Annotated in this window: 26 protein-coding genes, 1 other RNA gene and 1 riboswitch; of the genes, 12 read left to right on the top strand and 15 right to left on the bottom strand. The window is 64.2% G+C overall.

Annotated elements, in window-relative coordinates:
* The first annotated feature begins 3 nt into the window (after window positions 1–3).
* The 10 genes from FDW84_RS06860 (at window position 4) to FDW84_RS06815 (ending at window position 8087) form a co-directional block, all read left to right on the top strand.
* The gene (locus FDW84_RS06860) at window positions 4–420 is read left to right on the top strand and encodes a TadE/TadG family type IV pilus assembly protein (protein ID WP_256371716.1); all 417 of its coding nucleotides are present in this window, start codon (window positions 4–6) and stop codon (window positions 418–420) included.
* Window positions 401–910 (top strand): hypothetical protein, encoded by a 510-nt coding sequence (locus tag FDW84_RS06855; protein ID WP_240721416.1) that lies wholly within the window; start codon window positions 401–403, stop codon window positions 908–910. The genes FDW84_RS06860 and FDW84_RS06855 overlap by 20 nt, the downstream gene beginning before the upstream one ends.
* Window positions 911–939: 29 nt before the next feature.
* Window positions 940–1353 carry a pilus assembly protein TadG-related protein gene (locus FDW84_RS06850; protein WP_138607874.1) on the top strand — a complete coding sequence of 138 codons (414 nt, stop codon included), beginning with the start codon at window positions 940–942 and terminating at the stop codon, window positions 1351–1353.
* A gap of 67 nt (window positions 1354–1420) precedes the next feature.
* Entirely contained in the window at window positions 1421–2536 is a 1116-nt protein-coding gene (gene prfB, locus FDW84_RS06845) for a peptide chain release factor 2 (RefSeq protein WP_138607872.1), read from the top strand.
* A 183-nt stretch (window positions 2537–2719) separates the two neighbouring features.
* Complete coding sequence (gene ftsE, locus FDW84_RS06840; RefSeq protein ID WP_138607870.1) at window positions 2720–3499, top strand: cell division ATP-binding protein FtsE; 780 nt, start codon at window positions 2720–2722, stop codon at window positions 3497–3499.
* Window positions 3496–4410, top strand: a complete 915-nt coding sequence (gene ftsX / locus FDW84_RS06835) for a permease-like cell division protein FtsX (protein WP_138607868.1) — start codon at window positions 3496–3498, stop codon at window positions 4408–4410. The genes ftsE and ftsX overlap by 4 nt, the downstream gene beginning before the upstream one ends.
* Before the next feature lie 26 nt (window positions 4411–4436).
* On the top strand, window positions 4437–5882 hold the full coding sequence (locus FDW84_RS06830) for a M23 family metallopeptidase (protein ID WP_138607866.1): 1446 nt from the start codon (window positions 4437–4439) through the stop codon (window positions 5880–5882).
* 102 nt (window positions 5883–5984) lie between these two features.
* Window positions 5985–6458, top strand: a complete 474-nt coding sequence (smpB, locus tag FDW84_RS06825; protein WP_138132248.1) for an SsrA-binding protein SmpB — start codon at window positions 5985–5987, stop codon at window positions 6456–6458.
* A gap of 77 nt (window positions 6459–6535) precedes the next feature.
* Window positions 6536–6904: a transfer-messenger RNA gene (ssrA, locus tag FDW84_RS06820) on the top strand.
* A 199-nt stretch (window positions 6905–7103) separates the two neighbouring features.
* Window positions 7104–8087: a S1C family serine protease gene (locus FDW84_RS06815; RefSeq protein ID WP_138607864.1), complete on the top strand. Its 984-nt coding sequence runs from the start codon at window positions 7104–7106 to the stop codon at window positions 8085–8087.
* A gap of 25 nt (window positions 8088–8112) precedes the next feature.
* Here FDW84_RS06815 and FDW84_RS06810 read toward each other — a convergent pair whose 3' ends face one another.
* From FDW84_RS06810 to FDW84_RS06765, 10 genes are all read right to left on the bottom strand, one after another.
* The gene (locus FDW84_RS06810; RefSeq protein ID WP_138607862.1) at window positions 8113–8490 is read right to left on the bottom strand and encodes a hypothetical protein; all 378 of its coding nucleotides are present in this window, start codon (window positions 8488–8490) and stop codon (window positions 8113–8115) included.
* A gap of 31 nt (window positions 8491–8521) precedes the next feature.
* Window positions 8522–8929, bottom strand: coding sequence for a fluoride efflux transporter FluC (locus FDW84_RS06805; RefSeq protein ID WP_138607860.1), 408 nt, complete (start codon window positions 8927–8929; stop codon window positions 8522–8524).
* The gene (locus FDW84_RS06800) at window positions 8926–9345 is read right to left on the bottom strand and encodes a fluoride efflux transporter FluC (protein ID WP_138608209.1); all 420 of its coding nucleotides are present in this window, start codon (window positions 9343–9345) and stop codon (window positions 8926–8928) included. Before FDW84_RS06800 ends, FDW84_RS06805 begins: the two co-directional genes overlap by 4 nt.
* Window positions 9342–10079 (bottom strand): metal-dependent transcriptional regulator, encoded by a 738-nt coding sequence (locus tag FDW84_RS06795; RefSeq protein WP_138607858.1) that lies wholly within the window; start codon window positions 10077–10079, stop codon window positions 9342–9344. The genes FDW84_RS06800 and FDW84_RS06795 overlap by 4 nt, the downstream gene beginning before the upstream one ends.
* 48 nt (window positions 10080–10127) lie before the next feature.
* Window positions 10128–10886, bottom strand: coding sequence for a class I SAM-dependent methyltransferase (locus FDW84_RS06790; protein ID WP_138607856.1), 759 nt, complete (start codon window positions 10884–10886; stop codon window positions 10128–10130).
* 84 nt (window positions 10887–10970) lie between these two features.
* Window positions 10971–12380 carry an aminotransferase class V-fold PLP-dependent enzyme gene (locus FDW84_RS06785; protein ID WP_138607854.1) on the bottom strand — a complete coding sequence of 470 codons (1410 nt, stop codon included), beginning with the start codon at window positions 12378–12380 and terminating at the stop codon, window positions 10971–10973.
* Between the two features lie 35 nt (window positions 12381–12415).
* A riboswitch (SAM riboswitch) is annotated at window positions 12416–12529 on the bottom strand.
* Window positions 12530–12690: 161 nt separating this feature from the next.
* Window positions 12691–13503, bottom strand: coding sequence for a histidinol-phosphatase (gene hisN, locus FDW84_RS06780; RefSeq protein ID WP_138132259.1), 813 nt, complete (start codon window positions 13501–13503; stop codon window positions 12691–12693).
* Window positions 13504–13549: 46 nt separating this feature from the next.
* On the bottom strand, window positions 13550–14665 hold the full coding sequence (gene rsgA, locus FDW84_RS06775; RefSeq protein ID WP_138607851.1) for a ribosome small subunit-dependent GTPase A: 1116 nt from the start codon (window positions 14663–14665) through the stop codon (window positions 13550–13552).
* Window positions 14649–16028 (bottom strand): 3-phosphoshikimate 1-carboxyvinyltransferase, encoded by a 1380-nt coding sequence (aroA, locus tag FDW84_RS06770; protein WP_138607849.1) that lies wholly within the window; start codon window positions 16026–16028, stop codon window positions 14649–14651. The genes rsgA and aroA overlap by 17 nt, the downstream gene beginning before the upstream one ends.
* Before the next feature lie 6 nt (window positions 16029–16034).
* Window positions 16035–16583, bottom strand: a complete 549-nt coding sequence (locus FDW84_RS06765) for a DoxX family protein (RefSeq protein WP_138607847.1) — start codon at window positions 16581–16583, stop codon at window positions 16035–16037.
* Window positions 16584–16825: 242 nt separating this feature from the next.
* On the opposite strand from FDW84_RS06765, the gene FDW84_RS06760 reads away from it, so the two are divergent.
* Both FDW84_RS06760 and rsrA read left to right on the top strand, forming a co-directional pair.
* On the top strand, window positions 16826–17701 hold the full coding sequence (locus FDW84_RS06760) for a sigma-70 family RNA polymerase sigma factor (protein WP_305775690.1): 876 nt from the start codon (window positions 16826–16828) through the stop codon (window positions 17699–17701).
* The gene (gene rsrA, locus FDW84_RS06755) at window positions 17698–17958 is read left to right on the top strand and encodes a mycothiol system anti-sigma-R factor (RefSeq protein ID WP_138132269.1); all 261 of its coding nucleotides are present in this window, start codon (window positions 17698–17700) and stop codon (window positions 17956–17958) included. Before FDW84_RS06760 ends, rsrA begins: the two co-directional genes overlap by 4 nt.
* Window positions 17959–18065: 107 nt before the next feature.
* On the opposite strand, the gene FDW84_RS20000 is transcribed toward rsrA, so the two are convergent.
* The 5 genes from FDW84_RS20000 to FDW84_RS06735 form a co-directional block, all read right to left on the bottom strand.
* The gene (locus tag FDW84_RS20000) at window positions 18066–18140 is read right to left on the bottom strand and encodes a 50S ribosomal protein bL37 (RefSeq protein ID WP_369299106.1); all 75 of its coding nucleotides are present in this window, start codon (window positions 18138–18140) and stop codon (window positions 18066–18068) included.
* 124 nt (window positions 18141–18264) lie between these two features.
* Complete coding sequence (locus FDW84_RS06750; RefSeq protein WP_138607843.1) at window positions 18265–18876, bottom strand: PadR family transcriptional regulator; 612 nt, start codon at window positions 18874–18876, stop codon at window positions 18265–18267.
* A complete protein-coding gene (locus tag FDW84_RS06745) occupies window positions 18876–19703 on the bottom strand; it encodes a DUF4097 family beta strand repeat-containing protein (protein ID WP_138607841.1) in 828 nt (275 codons plus the stop codon). The genes FDW84_RS06750 and FDW84_RS06745 overlap by 1 nt, the downstream gene beginning before the upstream one ends.
* Before the next feature lie 85 nt (window positions 19704–19788).
* Entirely contained in the window at window positions 19789–20388 is a 600-nt protein-coding gene (locus FDW84_RS06740; protein WP_138607839.1) for a GDSL-type esterase/lipase family protein, read from the bottom strand.
* A gap of 225 nt (window positions 20389–20613) precedes the next feature.
* A complete protein-coding gene (locus FDW84_RS06735) occupies window positions 20614–24426 on the bottom strand; it encodes a multifunctional oxoglutarate decarboxylase/oxoglutarate dehydrogenase thiamine pyrophosphate-binding subunit/dihydrolipoyllysine-residue succinyltransferase subunit (protein WP_138607837.1) in 3813 nt (1270 codons plus the stop codon).
* Between the last annotated feature and the right edge of the window lie 136 nt (window positions 24427–24562).

Here is a 24562-nt window from a genome sequence, read left to right as displayed (position 1 = left end):
CCAGTGACGAGGCCCCTCTGCCGTCCAGGCAGCCAAAACTGCCTGGACGCTTCGCGGGAGCAGGGTTCGGCAGTGGTGGACTTTGTCCTGGTCGGCGGGCTCCTCACCATGTTCTTCCTGGCCATCATCCAGTTGACCTTGGTCCTTCATGTTCGCAACACGTTGATTGACGCGGCGGCATCCGGTGCCCGCTACGGGACGCTGGCAGACCGGAGCTCTGCCGACGCTGAGGAGAGGACCCGCAGCCTCATCGGCGCAGCGCTCAATGCGGGTTTTGCCGAAAATGTCAGCACCAATGAGGTAACCCATAAGGGATTCCGGACGCTGGAGGTGACGGTCAGGGCACCGATGCCCGTCATCGGGCTGATCGGTCTCCGGGAGATGCTGGAGGTGAAGGGGCATGCTGCCGTACAGCCCTAAGCGCTGGTCGGTGTTCCTGAAGGCCAGGCTGGCGGAAGTCTTGTGCTGGCAACCGCTGGAAGTGAAGCAGGAAAGGAGGAACGAACAGGGGAGTGCCGTGATCGAGTTCACGTTCCTCGCCCTCCTGCTTATGGTGCCGCTGGTCTACTTCGTCATTACCATCGCGAAAATTCAGGGAGGCTCGTTTGCCGTGGTGGGAGCCGCTGACCAGGCTGCGAAGGTCTATGTAGCCCAACCGGACGAAGCGACAGCCCAGGCGGCCGCAGAACAGGCAGTGTCCATTGCCCTTGCCGATTTCGGGCACGAGCCGCAGTTAGCAGGAGTTTCAACAACCTGCAGCCCAGCTGACTGCCAGGCTCCCGGCACCGCCGTCACCGTGACCGTGCGCCTGTCCATCCAGCTGCCGTTCGCGCCATTCAGCGATAATTTCAGGCTGGCCGCCAGCGAGGTAGAGGCATCGTCGACCCAACTGGTGGGCCGGTTCCGGTGACTTCCAGGAACTGCAAGGAAGAAGGCCAAATGCTGGTGATGATCGTCGGCTACGTCCTGTTGGCGCTGCTGGTGGCAACCGTGGTCATTGGCATTTCTTCCGTCTACCTCGAGCACAAGCGACTGCTTTCCCTTGCCGACGGCGCCTCCCTGGCAGCAACTGACAGCTACACCCTTGGCGAGGTGGCAATGCAGGGCGGCATCCCTTCGGCAACCCTCAACCCTGTTCGCGTCAGGAATGCTGCAGCAGACTTCGTTGCGAGGAGTCCTGCCTCCCGGCGCTTCGATGGACTTGCTGTCACGGGGGCAACAGGCAGTCCGGACGGCGCAACGGCCGTCGTCGTGCTGTCGGCAGCCGTTCATCCTCCCGTGGTGAATTTCCTGGTACCCGACGGCATCAGGATCGAGGCAACGTCGACGGCGCGGTCCCGCCTGACGCGCTGACTCACCAGGGCGGCAGCCAGCGAACAAGCGTCGGGCCGTCTGCCGGATAGCGTAGGGTTAAACAACCATGGCCAATATTGATTTTTCCGCTGAAATCCGCGCCCTTCGCGCCACCTACGAGTCCATCGAGAGAGTCTCCGACGTAGAGGCACTGAAGGAAGACATCGCCGAACTGAGCGAGCGGGCGGGCGAGCCGGACCTGTGGGACGACCCCGCTGCGGCGCAAAAAATCACCTCCAGGCTTTCGCACCGCCAGTCGGAACTGGAGCGCCTCAACAGGCTCGCCGCTAGGATCGACGACCTCGAAGTCCTGGTAGAGCTTGGACAGGATGAGGAAGACGCCGATTCCATGGGGGAGGCGGCAGCGGAACTGGAGTCGATTAAGAAGGCTTTGAAGGAACTCGAAGTCGTCACGCTGCTGTCCGGGGAGTACGACGAGCGCGAGGCCGTCGTCTCCATCCGTGCGGGAGCGGGCGGCGTGGATGCCGCCGACTTCGCCGAGATGCTGCTGCGCATGTACCTCCGCTGGGCAGAACGGCACGGTTACCCCACCACTGTTATGGACACCTCCTATGCGGAGGAAGCCGGACTGAAGTCGGCAACTTTCGAAGTAAAGGCACCCTATGCCTATGGAACCCTCAGCGTTGAGGCCGGAACCCATCGGCTCGTGAGGATCAGCCCCTTCGACAACCAAGGGCGGCGCCAGACCTCGTTCGCTGCAGTGGAGGTCATCCCACTGATCGAACAGACCGATTCGATCGACATCCCGGACAACGAGATCAGGGTAGATGTCTTCCGCTCATCCGGCCCCGGCGGCCAGTCCGTTAACACCACGGACTCCGCAGTCCGGCTGACCCACCTCCCCACGGGCACCGTGGTGTCCATGCAGAACGAGAAATCGCAGCTGCAGAACCGCGCCGCGGCCATGCGCGTGCTGCAGTCCCGTCTCCTGCTGCTGAAAAAGGAGCAGGAGGACGCAGAAAAGAAGGCGCTCGCCGGCGATGTCAAGGCATCCTGGGGCGACCAGATGCGGTCCTATGTCCTGAACCCATATCAAATGGTCAAGGACCTCCGCACCGAGCACGAAGTGGGCAACACATCTGCTGTATTCGACGGAGAGATAGACGACTTTATCGACGCCGGCATCCGGTGGCGCACCGACAACCGCAACGCCGAAAAGTAACGGAATCGGGTCCGGGGGATCCCGGTTCAGGCGACACACCTGTGAATCCCCGCCGCATCAGCGGAAATTCTGCGTATAGTCAGAGGGCCGGGGCCCTACTTTCCCCAACAGAAACCCGTGCACCGGCTGCAGAACTGGGCTGCATCAGACGGATCAGCCATGCCCTGCAGGGTACTGAGGGCCATGATCCGATTCGAAAATGTCACCAAGGTGTACGACCAGAAAGCGCGGCCTGCGCTGGACTCGGTCAACCTTGAGATTGACCGCGGCGAATTTGCCTTCCTGGTGGGTGCATCCGGCTCCGGCAAATCCACATTCCTGCGCCTGGTTCTCAAGGAGGACCGGGCAACGTCCGGCGCTGTTTATGTTGCCGGCCAGAACGTCGCCAAAATCTCCAGCTGGCGCGTGCCCCGCCTGAGGCGGGGCATCGGTGTCGTCTTCCAGGACTTCCGGCTCCTGCCCCAGAAAAATGTGTTCGCAAACGTCGCCTTCGCCATGCAGGTCATCGGCAAGAGCCGCAGCGTCATCAGGGACACGGTTCCCGAGGTGCTGAAGACCGTAGGGCTGGAGGGTAAAGAGCACCGCATGCCGCACGAGCTTTCCGGCGGCGAGCAGCAGCGCGTCGCCATCGCCCGGGCAGTGGTCAACCGGCCCGGCATCCTCCTAGCCGACGAGCCCACCGGAAACCTGGACCCCACCACCTCGATGGGCATCATGGGGGTCCTGGACAAAATCAACCAGAACGGCACCACGGTGGTGATGGCGACGCACGATGACGACATCGTGAACGAAATGCGCAAGCGGGTAGTTGAGCTCAAGAACGGCGTCGTCATCCGCGATGAGGCCAAGGCCCTCTACACTTCCATGATTCCCGTCGTCGGACAGTCGCGAAGACTCAAGGACGCCAGCGGCCGGGACGACACGGAAAACAGGCTGCCAGGCGAGGGCGAGGCGCAGCGATGAGGCTCGCATTCATCCTCAGTGAGATTGGCAGCGGGCTCCGCCGCAACCTCTCCATGGTGATCTCGGTCATTCTGGTCACCTTCGTCTCGTTGACCTTCGTCGGCGCAGCAGGAATGCTGCAGATGCAGATCAACCAGATGAAGGGGTACTGGTACGACAAAGTCCAGGTGGCTATCTTCCTCTGCAGTGAAGGGTCGACGGCGGCCGGCTGCGCGGGCGGGCCTGTCACCCCCGAGCAGCAGGAGAGCCTGAACGCACTGCTGGAATCCCCGGCAGTGGCCCAGTACATCAACGACTTCCAGTTTGAGTCCAAGGAAGAGGCCTACAAGCACTTCAAGGACCAGTTCTCGAATTCGCCCATTGTGGACTCGGTAACCCCTGACCAGCTGCCGGCATCCTTCAGGATCAACATGAAGGACCCGGAAAAGTACCAGATCATCAGCGAGACGTTCTCCTCCCAGCCTGGCGTGGAAACAGTGATTGACCAGCGCCAGCTGCTTGAGCGCCTCTTCTCAGTGATGAACGGTGCGTCCCTGGTAGCGGTTGGTATCGCTGGCGTCATGATCGTCTGCGCCATCCTTCTGATCGCCACCACCATCCGGCTGTCTGCCTTCAGCCGCCGCCGGGAAACGGGCATCATGCGGCTGGTAGGCGCTTCGAAGACCGTGATCCAGCTGCCCTTCATCCTCGAGGGCGTGATCGCGGCTGTCATTGGTGCTGCCCTGGCTTCCGCCACGCTGTGGGCGGTGGCGCATTTCTTCCTCGGTGAGTACATGTCGCAGCAGTACCCGGACACCGCCTTCATTTCCTCCGGGCAGACGCTGATCCTTGTCCCCGCTTTGATAATCCTTGGCGGATCCTTGGCCGGAATTTCGTCTCTCTTGACCTTGCGCAGATACCTTCGCGTCTAGGTATGCAAACCAAACAAGGAATGCTTATGAACGTAACGGAACAAACCTCCCCCCGTCGGCCCAACAGTGGCCGTAAGGCGCCACAGCGCACCGGCATCATCAGCGGTGTGCTCGCAGTCGTCCTCGCTGCGGGGCTCGCATCCTCTACCCCGGCGGCTTTCGCTGACGAGCTTGAAGACAAGCAGAAAGCACTCGAGGCAGAGGCTGCGCGCGTCCAGCAGTCCCTGGAGTTCGTCGATTCCCGCATCGCCAAGGCGGCCAGCGACCTGGTGATCTACCAGGGCCAGCTGCCCGGGGCCCAGCAGGCGCTGCTCGAAGCGCAAGGCCGTGTGGCCGGTGCCGTCAAGGAAGTTGAGGCGCTGTCCGCCCGTGTGGACATGGCCCAGCAGAACAAGGCGAAGATCACGCAGCAGCTTGAAACAGACAAGCAGAAGATCGCCGACACCAAGAAGCTGATCGGCCAGATAGCCACCCAGGCCTATAAATCCGGTGGGGTTCCTTCCAACCTTTCGCTGTTCTTCGGCTCCAACAACGGCGGCAGCCTGACTGAAACCATGGACCTGGCGGACCAGGCAATGCGGAGCCAGAACGCAGCCATGGACAAGCTGCAGCAGCAGAGCGCCACCAACGTGAACTCCGAAGCCCGCCTGCAGGCAGTGGAGGCTGAGATCAAGGACCTCAAGGCCAAGGCTGACGCAGCGCTGGAGCGGGAGAAAGCGGCCCGTGACGAGGCCGCGGCAAAGAAGGAAGAAGTGGACCGGCTGATTGCCGACACCACCCGCCTCGATGCTGAGCTGCAGGCTGCCAAGCCTGGCATCCAGTCGCAGCTGGCGGGCGTCCAGGCCAGCCAGAACGCGGTGGCGGCTGAGATCCAGGAACGCGACCGGAGGCTCCGCGAGGCCTGGGAAGCGGAGCAGCGCAGGAAGGCGGAAGCGGCGGCTGCAGCAGCTGCAGCAGCCGCGGCAGCCGCAGCCGCTGCAAGGAATCAGCCTGCACCACCGCCGCCGCCGGTGCAGTCATTCATGCCGCCCGTGGGATCGCCGTCGGCCTTTGGCCTCCGGCACCCGTTCAATGGCGGTGTCCCGATCACCTCCGGCTTTGGCTGGCGCGCCACCCCGCCGGGGACCATCGACTTTTACGGGCAGGGCGGGTACATGCATACCGGCCTGGACTTTGGAGCAGCCTGCGGTACTCCTGTTTACGCCGCAGCAGCAGGAGAAGTCTTTGGCTCCGGCTGGAGCTCCGCAGACGGGGGCGGCTGGCGGGTCAAGATCTCGCATGGCCTGGTCGAGGGCAACACGCTCAACACGATCTACTACCACAACGCCAGCATCGTGGTGTCGAACGGCCAGCGGGTGTCGCAGGGCCAGCTGATCGCCTATTCAGGCAACACCGGCAACTCCACCGGCTGCCACTCACACTTTGAAACCTGGCTGAACGGCACCGCCGTCGACCCGATGGGACTCCTGTAGCCGGCCGGGCTTCCGGCCCGGGCGGCGCCCTGCCGTAGACTGGGATGACTCCGTGCCACACCGGCAGGAGGACATCGCACCTGAGAAATGAGGAGCTTTCCCTTGCCTAAAGAAAGTGGCCGTAAAGTGGTGGCCACAAACCGCAAGGCCCGGCACGACTATCATGTGCTGGATACCTACGAGGCGGGAATCGCGCTCATGGGCACCGAAGTGAAGTCCCTGCGGGAGGGTCACGCCTCCATGGTGGACGGTTTCTGTACCTTCTATAACGACGAGTTGTGGATGGAGGCTATCCACATCCCCGAGTACAACCAGGGGAGCTGGACCAACCACGCCGCGCGCCGCCGCCGCAAGCTCCTCCTGCACCGCGAAGAACTCATCAAGATCTCCCGCAAGGTCCAGGAAGCCGGCTACACGATCGTTCCCCTCCAGCTGTACTTCGTGGACGGCAAAGCCAAGGTGGAGATTGCCGTCGCCCGGGGTAAGCGGGAGTACGATAAGCGGCAGACCCTGCGGGAGCAGCAGGACAACCGCGAGGCGCAGCGGGAAATGCGGGAACGCAACCGCCGCCGGTAGGTTGGAATGAAACCGGCGGGACGTGCGCTAGTATAGGTAGTCCGGAGGGGAGACCCACCGGTTTGGTAACAAAATACGGGGATGATCGGTTTCGACGATGTTAGTCGCGACAGGTGAAGCGGGCCGAGGATGCAGAATTATCTCGTTAACGCTTTCTGCAAACCAATAAGTGCCGAATCTAAGCGCACTGACTTCGAACTCGCTGCTTAAGCAGTAGTTCAGTCCGTCAGCCCGGGGATGCTATCGCCCCGGTTCCTGGCGTCATTTAGATAGCCACTGCTGTTTACCCTCGTCATCGGGGTGAACGGGACTCTTAGATGACTGGGCCCGGATCAGCCAGCTGTTTGCAGCATGGCTGGGGCCGAGAAAATCCGACGCAAACTGCGCCCGGAGAAGCCCTGACAACACGACATCGGACGGGGGTTCAATTCCCCCCATCTCCACCAAAAAACACCCTGGTCTTCGACCGGGGTGTTTTTGTTTGCTCGGGATGCCCTGAAGGATGCCATCCCCGCATGGGCGGGTCTCCGTTCACCCAAGGCGTACCGATTGCGGGACTGGACCGCATCCCATCGTCGTTTACTTCGGTAGGACCTGGCATGCTTGCGAGATGGCGCCAGGACAGGCACTACCAGGAGGTGCGCCATGGAACAGGCGCCGGAGCCGGCTTTCCAGGATGACGACGTCGATGCCCTGGATGCGTATTCAAGGACAGTCATGCGGGTGGCGGCCGCTGTAACCCCGCATGTTGCAGCCATCGAAATGACAGCAAAACGCAGCAACGGGCGGTTCCGTATGGGGGCGGGATCCGCCGTGCTGTTCACCGAAGACGGCTACCTTTTGACCAACTCACATGTGGTCGCGGGGACCAGCCGGGGTCACGCTGTCTTCGCCGACGGCAGCCGCATGGAGCTCGAGCTGGTGGGAGCTGACCCCCTGTCAGACCTTGCCGTGGTCCATGGCAGGAGGCCCAGGGTTGCCCCTGCAGAGTTCGGCGCCGCCGAATCACTGAAAGTGGGACAGCTGGTGGTGGCGGTGGGAAATCCCCTGGGCCTGGCGGGATCAGTCACCGCGGGAGTGGTCAGCGGCCTGGGGCGCGCCATTCCCGTCTGGTCCGGAGGAAACCGGAGGGTGATCGAGGACGTGATCCAGACGGACGCCGCACTCAACCCCGGCAATTCCGGGGGAGCGCTGGCGGACACGCACAGCCGGATCGTCGGCATCAACACTGCGGTGGCCGGCGCAGGACTCGGCCTTGCCATCCCCATCAACGCGACAACCCGGAGGATCATCTCTGCGCTGCTCGCGGACGGGCGCGTCAAACGCGCCTACCTGGGACTGGTCAGCACCCCCGCCAGGCTCAGCCCGAGTGCCGTCATCCGGACCGGGCAGAAGGAAGGCCTGCGCATCGTGGAGGTGCTGTCGGGTTCTCCGGCAGACCGGGCCGGACTGTCAGCGGGCGATGTGCTCCTGAAGGCCGGTGGGCGGCCCGTCAGCAACGCAGAGAGCCTGCAACGGCTCTTGTTTGCCGATGCGATCGGCCAGCCGCTCGAGCTCGCGGTACTGCGGGAGGGTGCGGAGATTCACCTGGTGGCAGTTCCCGACGAGATGACGACCAATGGCCCGTGAGTCCATGGGTCGCCACACGCCGAACCTACTCCTGTGTGTCAGGCGCTGTAACGTCCGCGATTCCCACGAAACGCGTGCCCACGCCGTCGAACTCGCTGCGAATGAAACCGGGGCGCGCGGTCGGGACCTCCCGTGGTGAATGGTGGCTGCAAACCACGTAGGTGAAGTCCGGCCACCACTTCTTGGGCCTCGCCGCTTCCTCGTACCCGCAGACGGCGCACTCAAGATGGACCCAAACAGGCCGCTTGCCGGTGCGGTTGGCACGGGACTGTACAAGCCAAGGCGGCGGGTTGTCCAGGATTTCACCCAGTTCCGCTTCGGTCATCCACTTTGGAAGACCGTGGCGCTGCGCCATCTCCAGGGGGACGTCAAGGGCAATGGCGGCGTCACGTCTGCTAATCATCACCACCCACGATACGGCAGCCCGCCGATAGTCACGCCGCCAGGGCGATCCCGGCGGCCGCAGCAGCAAAACCAAGAACCAGGTTGCCGGAAAGGTTCAATGCGGCTGCCCCAAAGCGCGCCTCGCTGAGAAGACGAACGGTGGCAGTGGTCCACGAGCTGAAGGTGGTGAGGCCGCCCGCCAGGCCTGTCGCCAGCGCCGCCTGCCATTCGTCGCCCGGCCCGGACCCGGCAGCGAGTCCGTAAGCCAGCCCGATGATGAAGCAGCCAGCCACGTTGACCAGCAGCGTTGCCCAAGGCCAGTGCAGCCTGGGGGGAGTGCCGGGAACGGCCGCATGAGGCGTGCGGCGGGAGCTGTGGTGGGCAAACCAGGTGTCGATGCCGAAACGAAGAAGCGCGCCGGCTACGCCAAAGATCCCCACCAGGACGGCGCCGATCATTGCCCGCTCCGGGAAGGCTGCCCCACAAGTTTCCCCAGCCGCCATCCCAGTCCGGCCGCCCCCAGGCCAAGGACCAGCGACAGCGCCAGGTAGCCAATCCACACCCCATGCTGCCCGGCCCGGGAAAACTGGTCCAGGGAGTAAATCACAGCAGAGAACGTGGTGAAGGAGCCCAGCAGTCCGGGACCCAGCCCCGCCCGCAGCCAGAACGCAGTTTTCGGCCGGGCCAGCCAGGCGGTGGTCAGGGCGGCCAGGACAAAACTGCCCGCCACGTTGATCCAGAGCGTGGTCCAGGGAAACGATTCAGGGAGCTCCGGAAAGGCAAGCCCCAGGCCGTACCGCAGTTCAGTGCCAACCAGGCCGCCCGCGGCAACAGCCAGCCAGGCGCGGGCTTTCGGCGTACCCGGAGCGCTCAGCCCGCTCCCGCCTTGGGCAGGCCGGCGTCCGCCAGGACGCAGCCGGGGTGGGGATGGTCGCTGTGCACCCACAGGGCTGACGTAACTTCCTCAGCCAAGTCATAGTCCCGGGTCCGCCCCGCATTCCTGACCCGCACTACCAGTGCGCCACCGAAGGGCCTGCGGCCCATCACCTCAACCTCGGCGTCAAGGTCTATCTCCTCGGCGGCGAGGTAGCGGAGCAGATCCGGATTGTCGTCACTGATCCGGGTGATCCGGCCCGTATGGCCTTCATCGAGTTCACCCATGAGGTGCGCACGGGGCATTAGCACCTTGCCGTCCGCTGTGGGGATCGGATCGCCGTGCGGGTCCCGCCGCGGGTTTCCCAGCTTGGCCGCCACCCGCTCAATGAAAGTATCCGAGACCGCGTGCTCCAGCAGTTCCGCTTCGTCGTGGACCTCGTCCCAGCTGTAGCCCAGCTGCTGCACGAGGTAGGTTTCGATCAGGCGGTGGCGCCGCACCATGGCCAGTGCGAGCCGGAGGCCTGCGTCCGTGAGCCTGATGGCGCTGTACGGCTTATGGTCGACCAGGCCCTGGTCCTTGAGCTTGCGGACCATTTCGGACACCGAGGAATTGGCTACGCCCAGGCGCTGGGCGAGCTGGGAGGACGTGATGGGCTTGTCCTGCCATTCGGTGAAAGAGTAGATGACCTTGACGTAGTCCTCAATCGAGGAGGAGGGCGCGCTGGTCTTCACAGGATCAAGCCTACCGGCTGTCCGCGTCCAGTCACGGGGCGCCGGCATTCAAGCCTTCACCGCCCGCCAGGCCAGCGTCAGGTACGGCAGCTGCAGTTTCTCGCCCGGTGCGTGGCCCAGGTGCTCATGCAGGTACCAGTTAAGGTTTGCCAGCACCTTGGCGCGGGTGGTTTCACTTGCGCGCAGGTAGTAGCTCCGGGACTTGGTCAGTTCCATCAGGTCATGGCTGGTGACAGTGTCCTGCCAGTGCATCACATGGCTTTCCAGCCCTTCGAACTCAGGTCCCACGAGTGGCCGGAAGCCGGGTTTGTAGACGTCCCCGGCGTGCATGATCCGGGAGAGCCGGTGCACCCAGGGGACGGAGGTGTCCAGCTGGTTCCAGACCAGGCCCAGCGCTCCCTGCGGGCGCAGGACCCGGGCCAGCTCGGTGCTTGCCCTGAGGGCATCGCACCAGTGCCATGCCTGGGCAACGGTGGCGACGTCGAATGCTGCCTCCGGGAGGCCTGTTTCCTCTGCGGTTCCCATGACAGCCGTGGCAGCAGGACAGTGCGCCTCCAACTGTCCGAGCATGTCGGCTGAAGGATCGATGGCCGTGACGGAGAGCCCCTGTCCCAGCAGCAGCTCCGTGAATTTGCCGGTACCGGCGCCAACATCAAGTGCGTCACGTGCTCCCGGAGGTACCAGCCACTGCGCGGATTCGGCGGGATAGCCCGGCCGCACCCGCTGATAGTGTTCGCCGCCGTCCTGGAAGCTCCGGCCGAGCTCCTGCCGCCGCCCGTGATCCAGTTTGGGGCCACCACGTACCACGCGCGGCCTCCTTCATCCGGTGTCTTTGGTGTGCTCCGAATCTACCGCATCAGGCGCGGCCGCTTGTGGCGGGAAGGCCGGGGCTCAGTCGTCGATGCAGGGGGCGGCGCCGGCAGTTCCCGGGGTATTGGGTGCCCAGTGCGGGTAGGTGCGGTTATCGTTGGCGGGCACCCAGCGGCCTGAATCCACTACATAGTCCCAGCCCAGCCCCTTGCTGCGCAGTACGCGGATACCCGTCAGCAGCCGCTGGGCGTCTTCCAGCCTGGATCCGACGCCGAAGCTGGCCCGCAGGGAACCGGAGGGAAGCCCCAGCCGTTTCAGCAGCGGGTGCGCGCAGAAGCGGCCGTCACGCAGGCCCACCCCGTGCTCAGCGGAGAGGTAGGCTGCCACCAGGCCGGCGTCGTATCCCTCGACGGAAAAGTTCACCACGCCGATGGTGTCCGTGTCCTGGTCGGTGTCCTTGAAAATCTGGTGGACAGTGACGCCGTCGATGTCCTGCAGCCCATCCACCAGGAAAGAACGGATGGCTGCTTCGTGGGCGTGCCACCGGTCCTGGTCCAGTCCGGCCAGGACCTGTGTGGCGCGGGCCAGCGTAGCTGCCCCCAGGACGTTGGGTGATCCGCCCTCGTGGCGAGCCGGGCCGCTTGCCCAGCTGACGCCGTCGAGCCTTGCTTCTTTGACGGCGCCGCCGCCTGCCAGATGGGGTGTGCCCGCGTCCAGCCAGTCCGTACGTCCCACCAGCACGCCGGCACCGAATGGTGCGTAGAGCTTGTGCCCGGAAAAAGCGAGGTAGTCAACGTCATCCGCAGTGATGTCCACACGACGGTGCGGCGCCAGCTGAGCGGCATCCACCACTATCCGTGCGCCGTGTTCGTGGGCAAGCGAGGCGAGGGCCCTGATGGGAAGGATCTCGCCGGTGACATTGGAGGCGCCCGTGACGGCGACGAGGCTCACGCCGCCCTGTTCGAGCTCTGCCCTTACCGCGGCTATGGTTCCTGCGATCGTGTCCGCTGCCACGATGCTGCGGTGCGGGACGCCCTGCCACGGCAGCAGGTTGGCGTGGTGTTCAATGTCGAGGTACAGGACGTCGCCGGCCGGCCGTCCGTCCGTGGCGGGCAGGCAGCCGGCCAGGAGGTTCAGCGAGTCCGTGGTGTTCCTGGTGAAGATGACCGAGTCGTCCGGGCGGCCGCCCACGAAATCCCGAACGATGGCGCGGGCATTCTCGTATACCGACGTGCTGATCTGGGAGGCATAGCCTGCACCGCGGTGGACGCTGGCGTAGTAAGGCAGGATCTCGTTGAGGTATGCGGACACTACAGAGAGTGCCGGGGCGGACGCTCCATAGTCGAGGTTGGCGTAGCGGACCTGGCCGCCATGGATCAGCGGAGCCTGGATTTCAGCGCCGGTGACTGCTGCCAAGGGCTGGGCGGCGGCAGCGTTGCGCTGATCGAAAATAACGTCGGCGGCGTTGGGGGAGACGGTGGCAGTTGTCACAGAGACCTCACTTCGAAATAGGACTCCGCTCCGGGAATCCGCGCTTGCCGCATCCGTTCCGGACCGGCCTGGTCGTCACCCGGGGCACCCCACCGCGAATGGAGGGTTGCCGGCCAGCAAACCGGGGTTTAGCGCTGGCACTCGTGACCTGGTTAAGAGCGTAGGACATGGACCGGGACGGCTAAAAGCCGGCGGCAATGTTAAGGGCTTTGTTACGCCGGGTTGAAAAAACAGGCTTTCACCGAAGAAGACTACGGCGGGCGCCTCCTTGGGGAGGTGCCCGCCGTCGCATCTTCGAAAAAGGGAGGGTTCAGAGCAGGTCATCCAGGTCCGGGTTAAGGCGGCGCAGCACCTCTGAATGCAGGATGGAATTCGTGGCCAGGGCGTTGCCGCCGAACGGGCCGTCCTCGCCTTCGAGGGAGGTGAAGCGGCCACCCGCTTCAACAACGATAGGCACCAGGGCAGCCATGTCGTACAGGTTCAGTTCCGGCTCGCAGGCGATGTCCACCGAACCCTCGGCCACCATGCAGTAGGACCAGAAATCACCGAAGGCACGGGTACGCCACACATCCTCGGTGAGGCCCAGGAACTCATCAAGGTTTCCGCGCTCCTTCCAGCCGCCCAGGCTGGAGTAGGAAAGGGAAGCGTCGGACAGGCGGGACACATTGGATACCCGGAGACGTGTGGCGGCCGCAAGGGAGCGTCCCATGTAGGCGCCCATGCCTTTAGCTGCCCACCAGCGCTTGCCGAGTGCGGGAGCGCTGACCACGCCCACCACGGGCTCGCCCTCGTCCACAAGTGCGATCAGGGTTGCCCAGACGGGCACCCCCCGGACAAAGTTCTTGGTGCCGTCAATGGGGTCGATGATCCACCGGCGCGATCCGTGGCCCGTGCTGCCGAACTCCTCGCCGAGGACGGCGTCACGGGGACGGGAACGGGAGAGCTGGCCGCGGATGGCTTCTTCCGCAGCCTTGTCCGCATCGGTGACAGGCGTCAGGTCCGGCTTGGTTTCAACATGGAGGTCCAGGGCCTTGAAGCGGCTCATGGTCTGGTCATCCACGGAATCGGCCAGGACGTGGGCCAGGCGCAGGTCATCGTTATAGCTCGAAGCGGGTTGGATCATGCTTCCAAACTACCGTCTGCATGCGTTTCTGCCGGGAACCCGGCCGTCAGTTGATGCTGCCCAGTTCCTTCGCCTCCTGGGCTTCCATCCTCGGATCCGTGCCGAGGAGGCGCCGCAGCGAGGCCAGCCGTGCTTCACCGGTGGGGCCCGCGTGGCCTGCGGCAACCCACGCGTCCAGTCCGCAGTCCACGGCAGTGGCGGTGTGCTTGCAGCCGCGCTCGCAGTCGTCGGTGCCGGGAGAGAGATCGGGGAAGGACCGAAGGATCCTGTCGGGATCGACGTGGGCCAGTCCGAAGGAGCGGATGCCAGGGGTGTCGATGATCCAGCTGCCGGGAGGTGCGCCCGCGAGGCGCAGCGCGAGCGCAGACGAGGAGGTATGCCGCCCCCGGCCGGTCACGGCGTTCACCCCGCCGGTGGCGCGTTCAGCTCCAGTCAGCGCATTCACCATGGTTGACTTGCCGACGCCGGAATGGCCCAGCATGACGGTGACTTTCCCGTCGAGGTGGGTCCGCAGTTCTCCGACCGCTGTGCTGTCCAGGCGTGCGGACAGGCCGTCGTCGGAGCGGGCGTCGATGCCGGACGCCTGGGTATCCGCGGTGCGGCTGATGATCACCGGGAAGTCCAGGTGCGTGTAGTTGGAGAGCAGCTCCGCGGGATCCTTGACGTCTGCCTTGGTGACCAGCAGGATGGGGTCGATTCCAGCGTCGTAGGCGGCCACCAGCGCCCGGTCAATGAAGCCCGTGCGCGGTTCAGGGTTGGCTGCGGCAACCACAATGACCAGTTGGTCGGCGTTGGCCACCACGGCCCGTTCAACCGGATCTGTGTCGTCAGCGCTGCGGCGCAGGAGCGTCTTGCGGTCCTGAATCTTCACGAGGCGCGCCAGGGTGTGCGGATCCCCTGAAACGTCTCCCACGAGCGAGACGAAATCCCCGGCAACCACCGGGTTTCGCCGGAGTTCCCGTGCCCTGGCGGCGACGACCAGCCGCTCGTTTCCCGAATCCTCTCCGACCACAGCGGTGTACCGGCCCCGGTCCACGGTGATGATGCGCCCCGTCACGGCGTCATCGTGGCTGGGACGGTCCTTGGTGCGGGGCCGCGAGCCCTTCTTGTTGGGGCGTACCCGGACATCCGATTCGTCCCAGGAGTCAGTCCTGCGAGGCACTGCCGGAACCTTCCGCCCCCGCCAGGCCGTTTTGGCTGAGCATCTCCTCCCACAAACGGGGAAAGTCGGGCATGGTCTTCGCCGTGGTGGCAATGTCCTCCACCTGGACGCCTTCGACGGCCAGGCCGAGGATCGCGCCGGCGGTGGCCATGCGGTGGTCGGCGTAACTGTGGACGACGCCGCCGTGCAGCCTGGCAGGGCGGATTACCAGGCCGTCGGCCGTTTCTTCGGCGTCGCCACCAAGGCGGTTAATCTCCGTGACCAGGGCAGCAAGCCGGTCCGTCTCGTGTCCGCGCAGGTGGGCGATACCGCTCAGCCGCGAGGGACCTGTGGCCAGTGCACATAACGCGGCAACCGTGGGAGCAAGCTCGCTGGTGTCGGCGAAGTCTCCGCCGTGAATGGCAGGGCCGCCGGTAACCGTCAGGACGCCGTCGCGCAGTGTGACTTCAGCTCCCATCCTGGCAAGGATGCTGCGCCACAGGTCGCCCACCTGCTGGGTTTCCTCGGGCCAGTTGGGAATGCGCACTGTTCCGCCGGACGCCAGTGCCGCCGCGAGGAACGGTCCGGCGTTCGAAAGGTCCTGCTCGATCCGCTGGTCAAACGCGCGTATCGGGCCGGGGCTTACCACCCAGTGGTTGGGAACGGAATCATCAACAGCCACTCCGGCGCCGCGCAGGACTGCCACGGTCATGTTGATGTGGTCGAGGCTGGGTACCGTTTTGCCGACGTGTTCCAGATGCAGCCCCTCCGTGAACCTCGCCCCTACCAGCAGTAGTGCAGACACGAACTGGGACGATGCACTGGCGTCGATCACCAGGTGCCCGCCGCGCACTTCGCCGGTACCTTCCACGATGAACGGCAACGACGACGGCGCGCTGCCATCTTCGGCCGCAACGGAGACTCCCAGCGCCTTCAGGGCCTCGATGATGGTCCCCATCGGCCGCTTCCGGGCGTGGGGATCGCCGTCAAACACGCTGGCACCCCTGCGCAGCGCCGCCAGCGGCGGAACGAACCGCATCACTGTCCCGGCGAGTCCGCAGTCGATCGCGGTGCTGGACGCGGCAGTATCCGCGGCCAGCGGAATAACCTCCAGATCGGGCCCGAAAGCACCGTCCCCGGGTACCTCCGTAATGGTGGCCCCCAGCTCCCGCAGCGCCTGGATCATCAGCACCGAGTCCCGGGAGTGCAAGGGTGCGCGCAGCCGGGATGGGCCGTCAGCCAGGGCGGCAAGGGCCAGGTAGCGGTTGGTCAGCGACTTCGAACCCGGCACCGTAACCGTGGCGTTGACGGGCCGGGACGCGAACGGCGCAGGCCAGTGGGCGGTGCTTCCGGATTCGTCCTGGAGGTGGGCTGGTGCGGTCATTCGCTGCTAGGCCCCCGTGGCCTGCTCCACCGCACGGCGTACGGCCTTGTCCGCCTTGTGGAGCTTTTTGTTGGTGGTCTTCCTGACGTCGGCGGCGAGGTGGGTGGCGCCCCTGCGCGCATCGGCTGCCAGGTGTTCCGCACGCCATGCCATCCCGGGCTTGCCGGCAGTGTCCACCGAGGCCAGCAGTGCGCCGCCGCTCAGGGACAGGTTCTTAAGGAGCTGGTTCCGCCGGTTTACCCGGCCCTCCTTGCTGCTGATGTCTGCGCTGCGCCATTCGACAAAGGTATTGAGCAGGGAAATGACGGTGAGCAGCGTGGCTGACAGCCTTGAGAACTTGCCCAGTCCGAAAAGCACACCGGCGCCCACCTGGGTTCCGCCGATCACACGGGCCAGGGTTTTCTCGTCTGACTTGAACGGCAGCGATGCGGCCGCCTTGCGCAGCAGCGGCGAGAGCTGCTGGGCGGTGTCGTCAGCGTTCTTGAGCTTGTCCATGCCGGCGAGAACAAAACTCGAGGCCAGCATGGGGCGGGCGAGGGTGCGGATCAAGGACATGAATTTCCTCCTGGGTGGACGAACCGCGTCTGATGCGGCGGAGTCCGTTCTAGTCTTGCACTTTTGGGGAATATTTGCCGAAGGCATCCAGTTATGGATGTCGGATACCGGAATGGCCGGACGCAGGGAAATTGCGGGTCGAACCGCGACTACAACAGCAGAAGCGCGGACACGTCAGCAGACATACAGAGCGGAGTGGGCCTTTGGCGCGGGTATTGGACGGACTTGAAGCAGCAGGCCCGGTGGCACTGGATTCATTGGGGCCGGTACCTCCGGGTTATGACACGCCGCCCGCGCGGGGCCTCACAGTAGACTTGAAGGCAATGAGCACCTTGGATCCGGCCGTGTCGGCCATGTATGAGGCTTCCCGCGATGAAGCAACTGACAGTGCCGAAGCAGCGGACAGTACCGCCGTCTCCGGTCGGGAGGCCGCGGATTCGGCCGCTGCGCCGGCATCCGCCCCTGCTGAAGAAGTCGGCGGGGAATTGGTGGACGTTTCCACTGAATCGGTGGAAGAGCGCCGCCTGAGGTTCGAACGGGATGCCATGCAGTATGTTGACCAGCTGTACTCGGCGGCGATGCGGATGGCCAGGAACCCCTCGGATGCCGAGGACCTCGTCCAGGAGGCCTACACCAAGGCTTTCTCTGCGTTCCATCAGTACAAGCCCGGGACCAACCTCAAGGCGTGGCTGTACCGCATCCTGACTAATACATACATCAACCTGTACCGAAAGCGTCAGCGCGAGCCGCTGCAGTCCAACTCGGACACCATTGAGGACTGGCAGTTGGCCAGGGCCGAGTCACACACGTCCAGCGGACTCCGCTCCGCTGAGGCGGAGGCGTTGGACCACCTTCCGGACTCCGACGTCAAAAGGGCACTCCAGGACATACCCGAGGAATTCCGCCTTGCGGTGTACTTCGCGGATGTTGAGGGATTCGCCTACAAGGAAATCTCAGACATCATGAACACGCCCATCGGCACAGTGATGTCCCGGCTCCACCGCGGCCGGAGATTGTTGCGGGACATGCTGGGGGAATACGCCGCGGAACGCGGTTTCAAAACGGCCGTCGATTCACCGGAGGCGGCAGGAAGCACACAACAGGAGAGCAGGAAATGAGCGACTGCCAGGGATTGGGCGATTGCGATGACACCCGGATGCAACGCATCTACGAGTACCTCGACGGCGCCTTGACCCGCGAGGACATCACGGAAATCAAGAACCACCTTGATGACTGCCCGGAATGCACGGAGCAGTACGACCTTGAGTGCGTGATCCGCAACCTGGTTAAGCGCTCCTGCACGGAGGCGGCTCCGGAGAACCTGAAGAACGCCATTCTTGACCGGATCCATTCGATCCGCCCCGTTGAGGCGTAGGCAAGGCAGCACCAGCCGGCCGCAGCTGAGTATGACAATAAGGAAGGACCCCGGAAGCCGTGTGGCTTCCGGGGTCCTTCCTTTGAACCGTAGTCCCTGGCATTTGCCTAGGTGTTGGGGCGCTTCCCGTGGTTCGCGCCGCCACGCTTACGGTCACGACGCTTGCGTGCACGCTTGCTCATAGCTGGCCTCCTTACTGTTGGTACTCAAAAGAGCTGCCCTCAAGTCTCCCACATCAACTGGCGGCCCGCGAACCAGGAACAGCTGCATGACCTGCGCCTGGACCCGGAAGGGGCAAGCGCGGCCCTAGGATTTGAGGGAATTGCGGATGGAAATACCAGCCTGTTCCAGCACCGTCCGGACTGTCTCCAAAGCCAGGGGGCTGAGCGGCTCCTTGCCGGCGTGCCGCCTTAGTTCAGCCCTTAGACCGTCCCGGAAAGACTGGAGCATCATTTCGGCTTCCTTAAGGGAGCGCTGGTTTTGTGCCGGCATTTGGCCGGAAACTGTCAGGTCCGTGGACCGGGCTGTAGCCCTCGCCGCTTCTGCAGTGGCTGCAAGGTTTGCCCGCAGCCCCCTCATATTGCTGCGGATATCCTCCCTCACGGTGTCCGCCAGGCGCCGGACGGAAGCCGAAATCTCGCTCTCGACGCCCGCCAGTTCATCACGGCGGCGGTTCAGCTCTGCAAGACCTGATGCAGTGATGTAGTAGTTGGTGCGGCGGCCGGCGGACTGCGTGGCCACCAGCCCTTCCTCCTCAAGTTTTCCGAGCCGGGGGTAAATGGTTCCTGCGCTGGGGGAGTATGTACCGCCGAACCGCTCCTTGAGCGCCTTGATAAGTTCGTAGCCGTGTTTCGGCCCCGACTCCAGCAGCGCCAGCAGGTACAGGCGAAGCGCTCCGTGGGCGAAAACCGGTGCCATCAGGATCCTGCTTCTGCGTTTCCTGCCACCGCCCTGTGGAAGATGGAGGTCTTGCCGGAAACCGAGTTGGTCCGGACGAGCATAAGCTGCCCGTCAGGGCCCGCAATGGTTTCCACTTTCCCGTTGGCCAAGGCGTACCGCTGATCCCCGATGACAACAGCACCACTGGCGGATTTAGCAACGATGTCAACGCCGACGTCATGGGGCAGCCGAATGGTGAGGTCGCCTGAGATGGAATTCGCGCCGAAATCCCGGGTGAAACCCAGGAGGTCGAAGCTCATATCCCCGCTGACCGTGTTGGCCCTGATATTGCTCAGCCGGCCGGATGCCGTGACTTCGCCCGAAACGCTCTTGGCTGTCAGGAGGCCGGTATGGTTCCGGGCCGAGACTTCCCCGCTGACCGTGTTGATGTGGAGTTCACCCGCCGTGCTGTCCGCCCTGACCGAGCCGGAGACGGTGTTCAGATGGATGTCGCCGGTGACGCCGGAAACGAGTCCATCTCCATTGACCGTTCCCGCCTCCACATCCATGGAGGCCGGAACGGCGAGCCTGATAACCGCCGTGTTTTCACTGTTGTGGTTGACCGTACCCATGAGGTTCTTGAACCAGCCCTGCGGCCCGTGCAACTGATGGCGGATCTCCAGCCTTCCGCCACTCAGGGACACGGCCACGGGGTCCCCGTGGACATCCGATATTTCTATCCGGACAACAGGCTCCTGATGCGTTACGACGTCGAACCGGCCCTGCACCATGCCCAGCTTTAGGTGCGTCACGCCGTCGACATCGATGGTCTGGGGGCTGCTGACGGCCCACTCCTGGTCGGGCATGGAATCCTCCAAAAGCGATATATCGTGTTGGTTCTCCCAAGCTACCTGCGCTCTCATGAGCGGTCAAGATATATCGCGATAGCGGTTATTCGGGTACGTCCATGCCCAACCACTGGAACCAGCCGCGGTGGAGCACCAGCCATGCCATGAGGCCGTAGCCGGCCTGCCCCGGCGTGCCACCGTTGGCTGCCAGGTCCTGGCGCCACTGTTCGTGGTGCAGCAACGGGGAGAAGGTGTCCACGTAAAGGTGCTTGCGGCGGGTGGTGACATCGGCGAATGCCGTGTTGAGTTCATCGAGGCGCCGGTTTTGGGCGGGGTCGAGCGTGGGCGGCGGACCCACGACGAAGACTTCAATGCGGTTCTGTGAGGCAGAGTCCAGGATATTGGCCAGGTTCAGCCGGCTGCGGGCGGTGGAGAGTCCAAACTCCACGTCCCGTCCCGAGAGCCCAATGACCAGCCGGTTTTCGGCCTGGTCGCTGAAGCGCCGGCCGGCCTCGTCCAGCCATCGCGCGGCCAGGCCCTCCGTGCCTTCCTGCGGGCAGGGAAGGGCATAGCTTTCCAGGGACATGCTGTCTCTGGGGGTGCGGGCCAGGACGCGTCCCAGCCAGCCGAGGGCCCGGGGATCGCCCAGTCCGGCCAGCAGTTCATCTCCTACGGCTGCAATCCGCAGTTTCCTGTCTTCCACACGTTCCTCTTTACGTCGATGCCTTGTCGCCGCCCCGTGGTTGCATGTGCTCGCCACGCAGCGGCGCTGTGCGTTCGCTGTGATCTGTCCTGTCAACGCTGCCGGCTGACATCTCCGGACCGTTTCCGGCGGGCGGTGCCGGCCAATCCGGGCTGTGCATTCCATTAAACAGAACTGCCCGGCCGGAGTCTGGGATTTCGACATCCGGCCGGGCAGCCTCAGCACTTACTTGCGGGCAAACGCCTGCTTCAGGAGAACATCCTGCTCAGCAGCATGCCGCTTCATGGACCCGGCAGCGGTGGAAGCCGAAGCAGGGCGGGAGACCAGCCGGATCCGGCGGTCCAGGGCATCCGGCAGGTTCAGACCAATGAACGGCCACGGACCCTGGTTCGCGGGCTCGTCCTGTGCCCAGACAACCTCGGCGTTCGGGTACTTTGCCAGTTCCCTTGCGATCTCCTCGTGCGGCAGCGGGTAGAGCTGCTCCACGCGGATGATTGCCGTGGTCTTGTCACCCGTTTTCTGCCGCGTGGACAGGAGGTCGTAGTACAGGCGGCCGGAGACCAGCAGCACGCGTTCGACGGCGTTGGCGTCCAGCTGCTCGTGCTCGCCGATCACGGGGCGGAACGAGCCGCTGGTGAAGTCCTCTACCGACGATGCTGCGGCCTTCAGGCGGAGCAGCTGCTTCGGCGTGAAGATGATGAGCGGCTTCCGCGGCCGGCTGTACGCCTGGCGGCGCAGCAGGTGGAAGTGCGAAGCCGCCGTGGTCGGGTTGGCCACGATCATGTTCTCTTCGGCACACAGCTGCAGGAACCGCTCGATCCTTGCGGAGGAGTGGTCCGGGCCCTGGCCTTCATAGCCGTGGGGCAGCATCAGAACCAGCGAGGAACGCTGGCCCCACTTCTGCTCTGCGGAGGAAATGAACTCATCGATGATCGTCTGCGCACCGTTGACGAAGTCGCCGAACTGGGCTTCCCACAGCACCAGTGCGTCCGGCCGCTCCACGGAGTAGCCGTACTCGAAGCCCATGGCCGCGTATTCGGAGAGCAGGGAGTCGTAGATCCACAGCTTCGCCTGGTCATCGGAGAGGTTGCCCAGCGGCAGCCACTCCTGCCCGTTGGCGCGGTCGTGGAACACGGCGTGGCGCTGTACGAAGGTGCCGCGGCGGGAGTCCTGCCCGGCGAGACGTACGGGTACGCCCTCCATGATGAGGGAACCGAAAGCTGCGATCTCGCCAAAGCCCCAGTCGATGCCGCCTTCACGGGACATATGTTCACGCTTCTCAAGCAGCTGCTTGAGCTTGGCGTGCACGGTGAAGCCCTCAGGAATCTCCACGTGGGCCTTGCCGATTCGGGCCAGGGTCTCTGCGGAGATGGCGGTGGAAACGGGAGCGCTGTTGCCGGAGTCCGACTGCTGCGCCATGGGCCGTTCGATGTCCGACACGGCGGCGGTGTCAGCCGTAACGATCGGAATCGGGGAGGTCTGGGCAGCATGGGTTTCGGCGAAGACCCGCTCCAGGCGCTCCTGGTAGTCGCGGAGCAGCTGCTCGGCTTCTTCCTCGGTGATGTCGCCGCGGCCGATCAGTGACTCGGTGTACAGCTTGCGGACCGAGCGCTTGGCCTCGATGAGGTTGTACATCAGCGGCTGGGTCATCGAGGGGTCGTCGCCCTCGTTGTGCCCGCGGCGGCGGTAGCAGACCATATCGATGACAACGTCCTTGTGGAACCGCTGGCGGAACTCGTAGGCGAGCTGGCCAATGCGGACCACAGCCTCGGGATCGTCGCCGTTCACGTGGAACACCGGTGCCTGGATCATTTTGGCAACGTCCGTCGAGTAGGTGGACGAGCGGGAGGATGAGGGAGCAGTGGTGAAGCCAACCTGGTTGTTGACCACGATATGGATGGTGCCGCCCGTACGGTAGCCGCGCAGCTGGGACAGGTTGAGGGTTTCGGCAACGACGCCCTGGCCGGCGAAAGCTGCGTCACCGTGGACCACGATGGGCAGGACCGGGAAGGATTCGCCCTGGTCCAGCCGGTCCTGCTTGGCCCGGACGATGCCCTCAAGCACAGGGTCCACGGCCTCGAGGTGGGAGGGGTTGGCGGCGAGGTAGACCTTGGTTTCCTTGCCGGTGTCCGAGGTGAAGGTTCCCTCGGTTCCCAGGTGGTACTTCACGTCACCGGAACCCTGCACGGAGCGGGGGTCCTGGGTTCCTTCGAACTCGCGGAAGACCTGGGCGTAGGTCTTGCCGGCGATGTTGGTGAGTACGTTGAGGCGGCCGCGGTGTGCCATGCCGATGGCAACCTCGTCCAGGCCGTCGTCGGCGGCGTCGGACATGATGGCATCGAGCAGCGGAATCAGGGATTCGCCGCCCTCCAGTGAGAAGCGCTTCTGGCCCACGAACTTGGTCTGCAGGAACGTTTCGAATGCCTCGGCGGCGTTCAGCTTGGAGACGATACGCAGCTGCTCTTCACGGCTGGGCTTCGAGTACGGGTGTTCCAGCTGGTCCTGGAACCACTTGCGCTCGGCCGGCTCCTGGATGTGCATGTACTCAATGCCGGTGGTGCGGCAGTAGGCGTCGCGAAGGACTCCCAGGATGTCGCGGAACTTTAACATGGGCTTGCCGCCGAAGCCACCCGTGGGCCATTCGCGGTCCAGGTCCCACAGGGTCAGGCCATAGGTGAGGACGTCCAGGTCCGGGTGCTTGCGCTGCACGTACTCCAGCGGATCGGTGTCCGCCATCAGGTGTCCACGGACACGGTAGGAGTGGATCAGCTGCTGGATCCGGGCCACCTTGTTGATCTCATCAGCCGGGTCCACCTGCTTGTCCGCGCTCCAGCGGACAGGCTCATAGGGGATCCGCAGTGCTTCGAAGATCTCGTCGTAGAAGTTTTGCGCACCCAGCAGCAGCGAGTGCACGAGCTTCAGGAACTCACCGCTGCCGGCGCCCTGGATCACACGGTGGTCGTAAGTGGAGGTCAGGGTGAGGACCTTGCTGATCGCGTTCTGGGCGATGATCTTCTCGCTGGCACCCTGGAATTCCGCCGGGTAGTCAAGCGCGCCCACGCCGATGATGGCAGCCTGGCCCTTGGACAGGCGCGGCACTGAGTGCACGGTGCCGATGCCGCCGGGGTTCGTCAGGGACACGGTGGTGCCCTGGTGGTCCTCGGCCGTCAGCTTGCCGTTGCGGGCGCGCTTGATGAGGTCCTCGTAGGTGTGCCAGAACTCGGAGAAGTTGAGGGTTTCGGCCTTCTTGATGTTCGGCACCATCAGCAGGCGGGTGCCGTCCGGCTTGGGCATGTCGATGGCGATGCCGAAGTTGACGTGCGCGGGCTGGACTGCAACGGGCTTGCCGTCCACTTCGTCGTAGTACACGTTCATCGACGGGAACTGCGAAAGGGCCCGGATGACGGCGTAGCCGATGAGGTGCGTGAAGGAGACCTTGCCGCCGCGGGCGCGGGCCAGGTTCGAGTTGATGACCACGCGGTTGTCGATCAGCAGCTTGGCCGGGATGGCGCGGACGCTGGTGGCGGTGGGCACCTCGAGGCTGGTGACCATGTTGGTGGCAATCGCCTTGGCGGGTCCGCGGAGGACGGAGACAACATCCTCTTCAGGAGCAGTGGGTGCCTTGACGTTCTTGGGCAGCTGTGCCGGGATGGGCTGGGATCCCGTCTCCGCTCCGGTCTTCTTTCCCCCGTCGCGGGCCACGGTGGCGGGAGCCTTCTTTGCCGGCGCGGGCGCCGGGGCCGCGGCCGGGGTGGCGGGCGGTGCCGGGGGAGCAGCAGGAGCCCGGGCCGGCGACGGTGCCGGTGCGGCGGGAGCTGCATTCACGATGGGCATCTCCCTGGTGGGAGGGTGGGCTGCGGCACGGGCCGCATTTCCATTGGAAGAAGAACTGTTGCCCGACTCGAACGATTCAAACAGCGGCCACCATTTGGCATCCACGGCGTTCTTGTCCTGCTGGTACTGCTCGTACAGTTCGTCAACGAGCCACTCGTTTCCGCCAAATTCCTCTGGTAGACGGTGGCTAGGCTGCTCTGGCACTTGAAATACGCCTCTTCCATGAGTTTGATTTCTCTCCGGCCCCACGGTGCTTCAGCACTCGGTTCGAACCGATCTCTGCGTCCTCTGAACCCAGACCTTTGCAAGTCTAGTGAGCATCTCGTGTTAACTGCCAATA

Origin of the sequence: Pseudarthrobacter sp. NamE5, from assembly GCF_005796225.1 — a bacterium.
Classification (GTDB): domain Bacteria; phylum Actinomycetota; class Actinomycetes; order Actinomycetales; family Micrococcaceae; genus Arthrobacter.
Note: the sequence above shows the minus strand (reverse complement) of the source record. Positions and strands in the feature narration are given on the sequence as shown.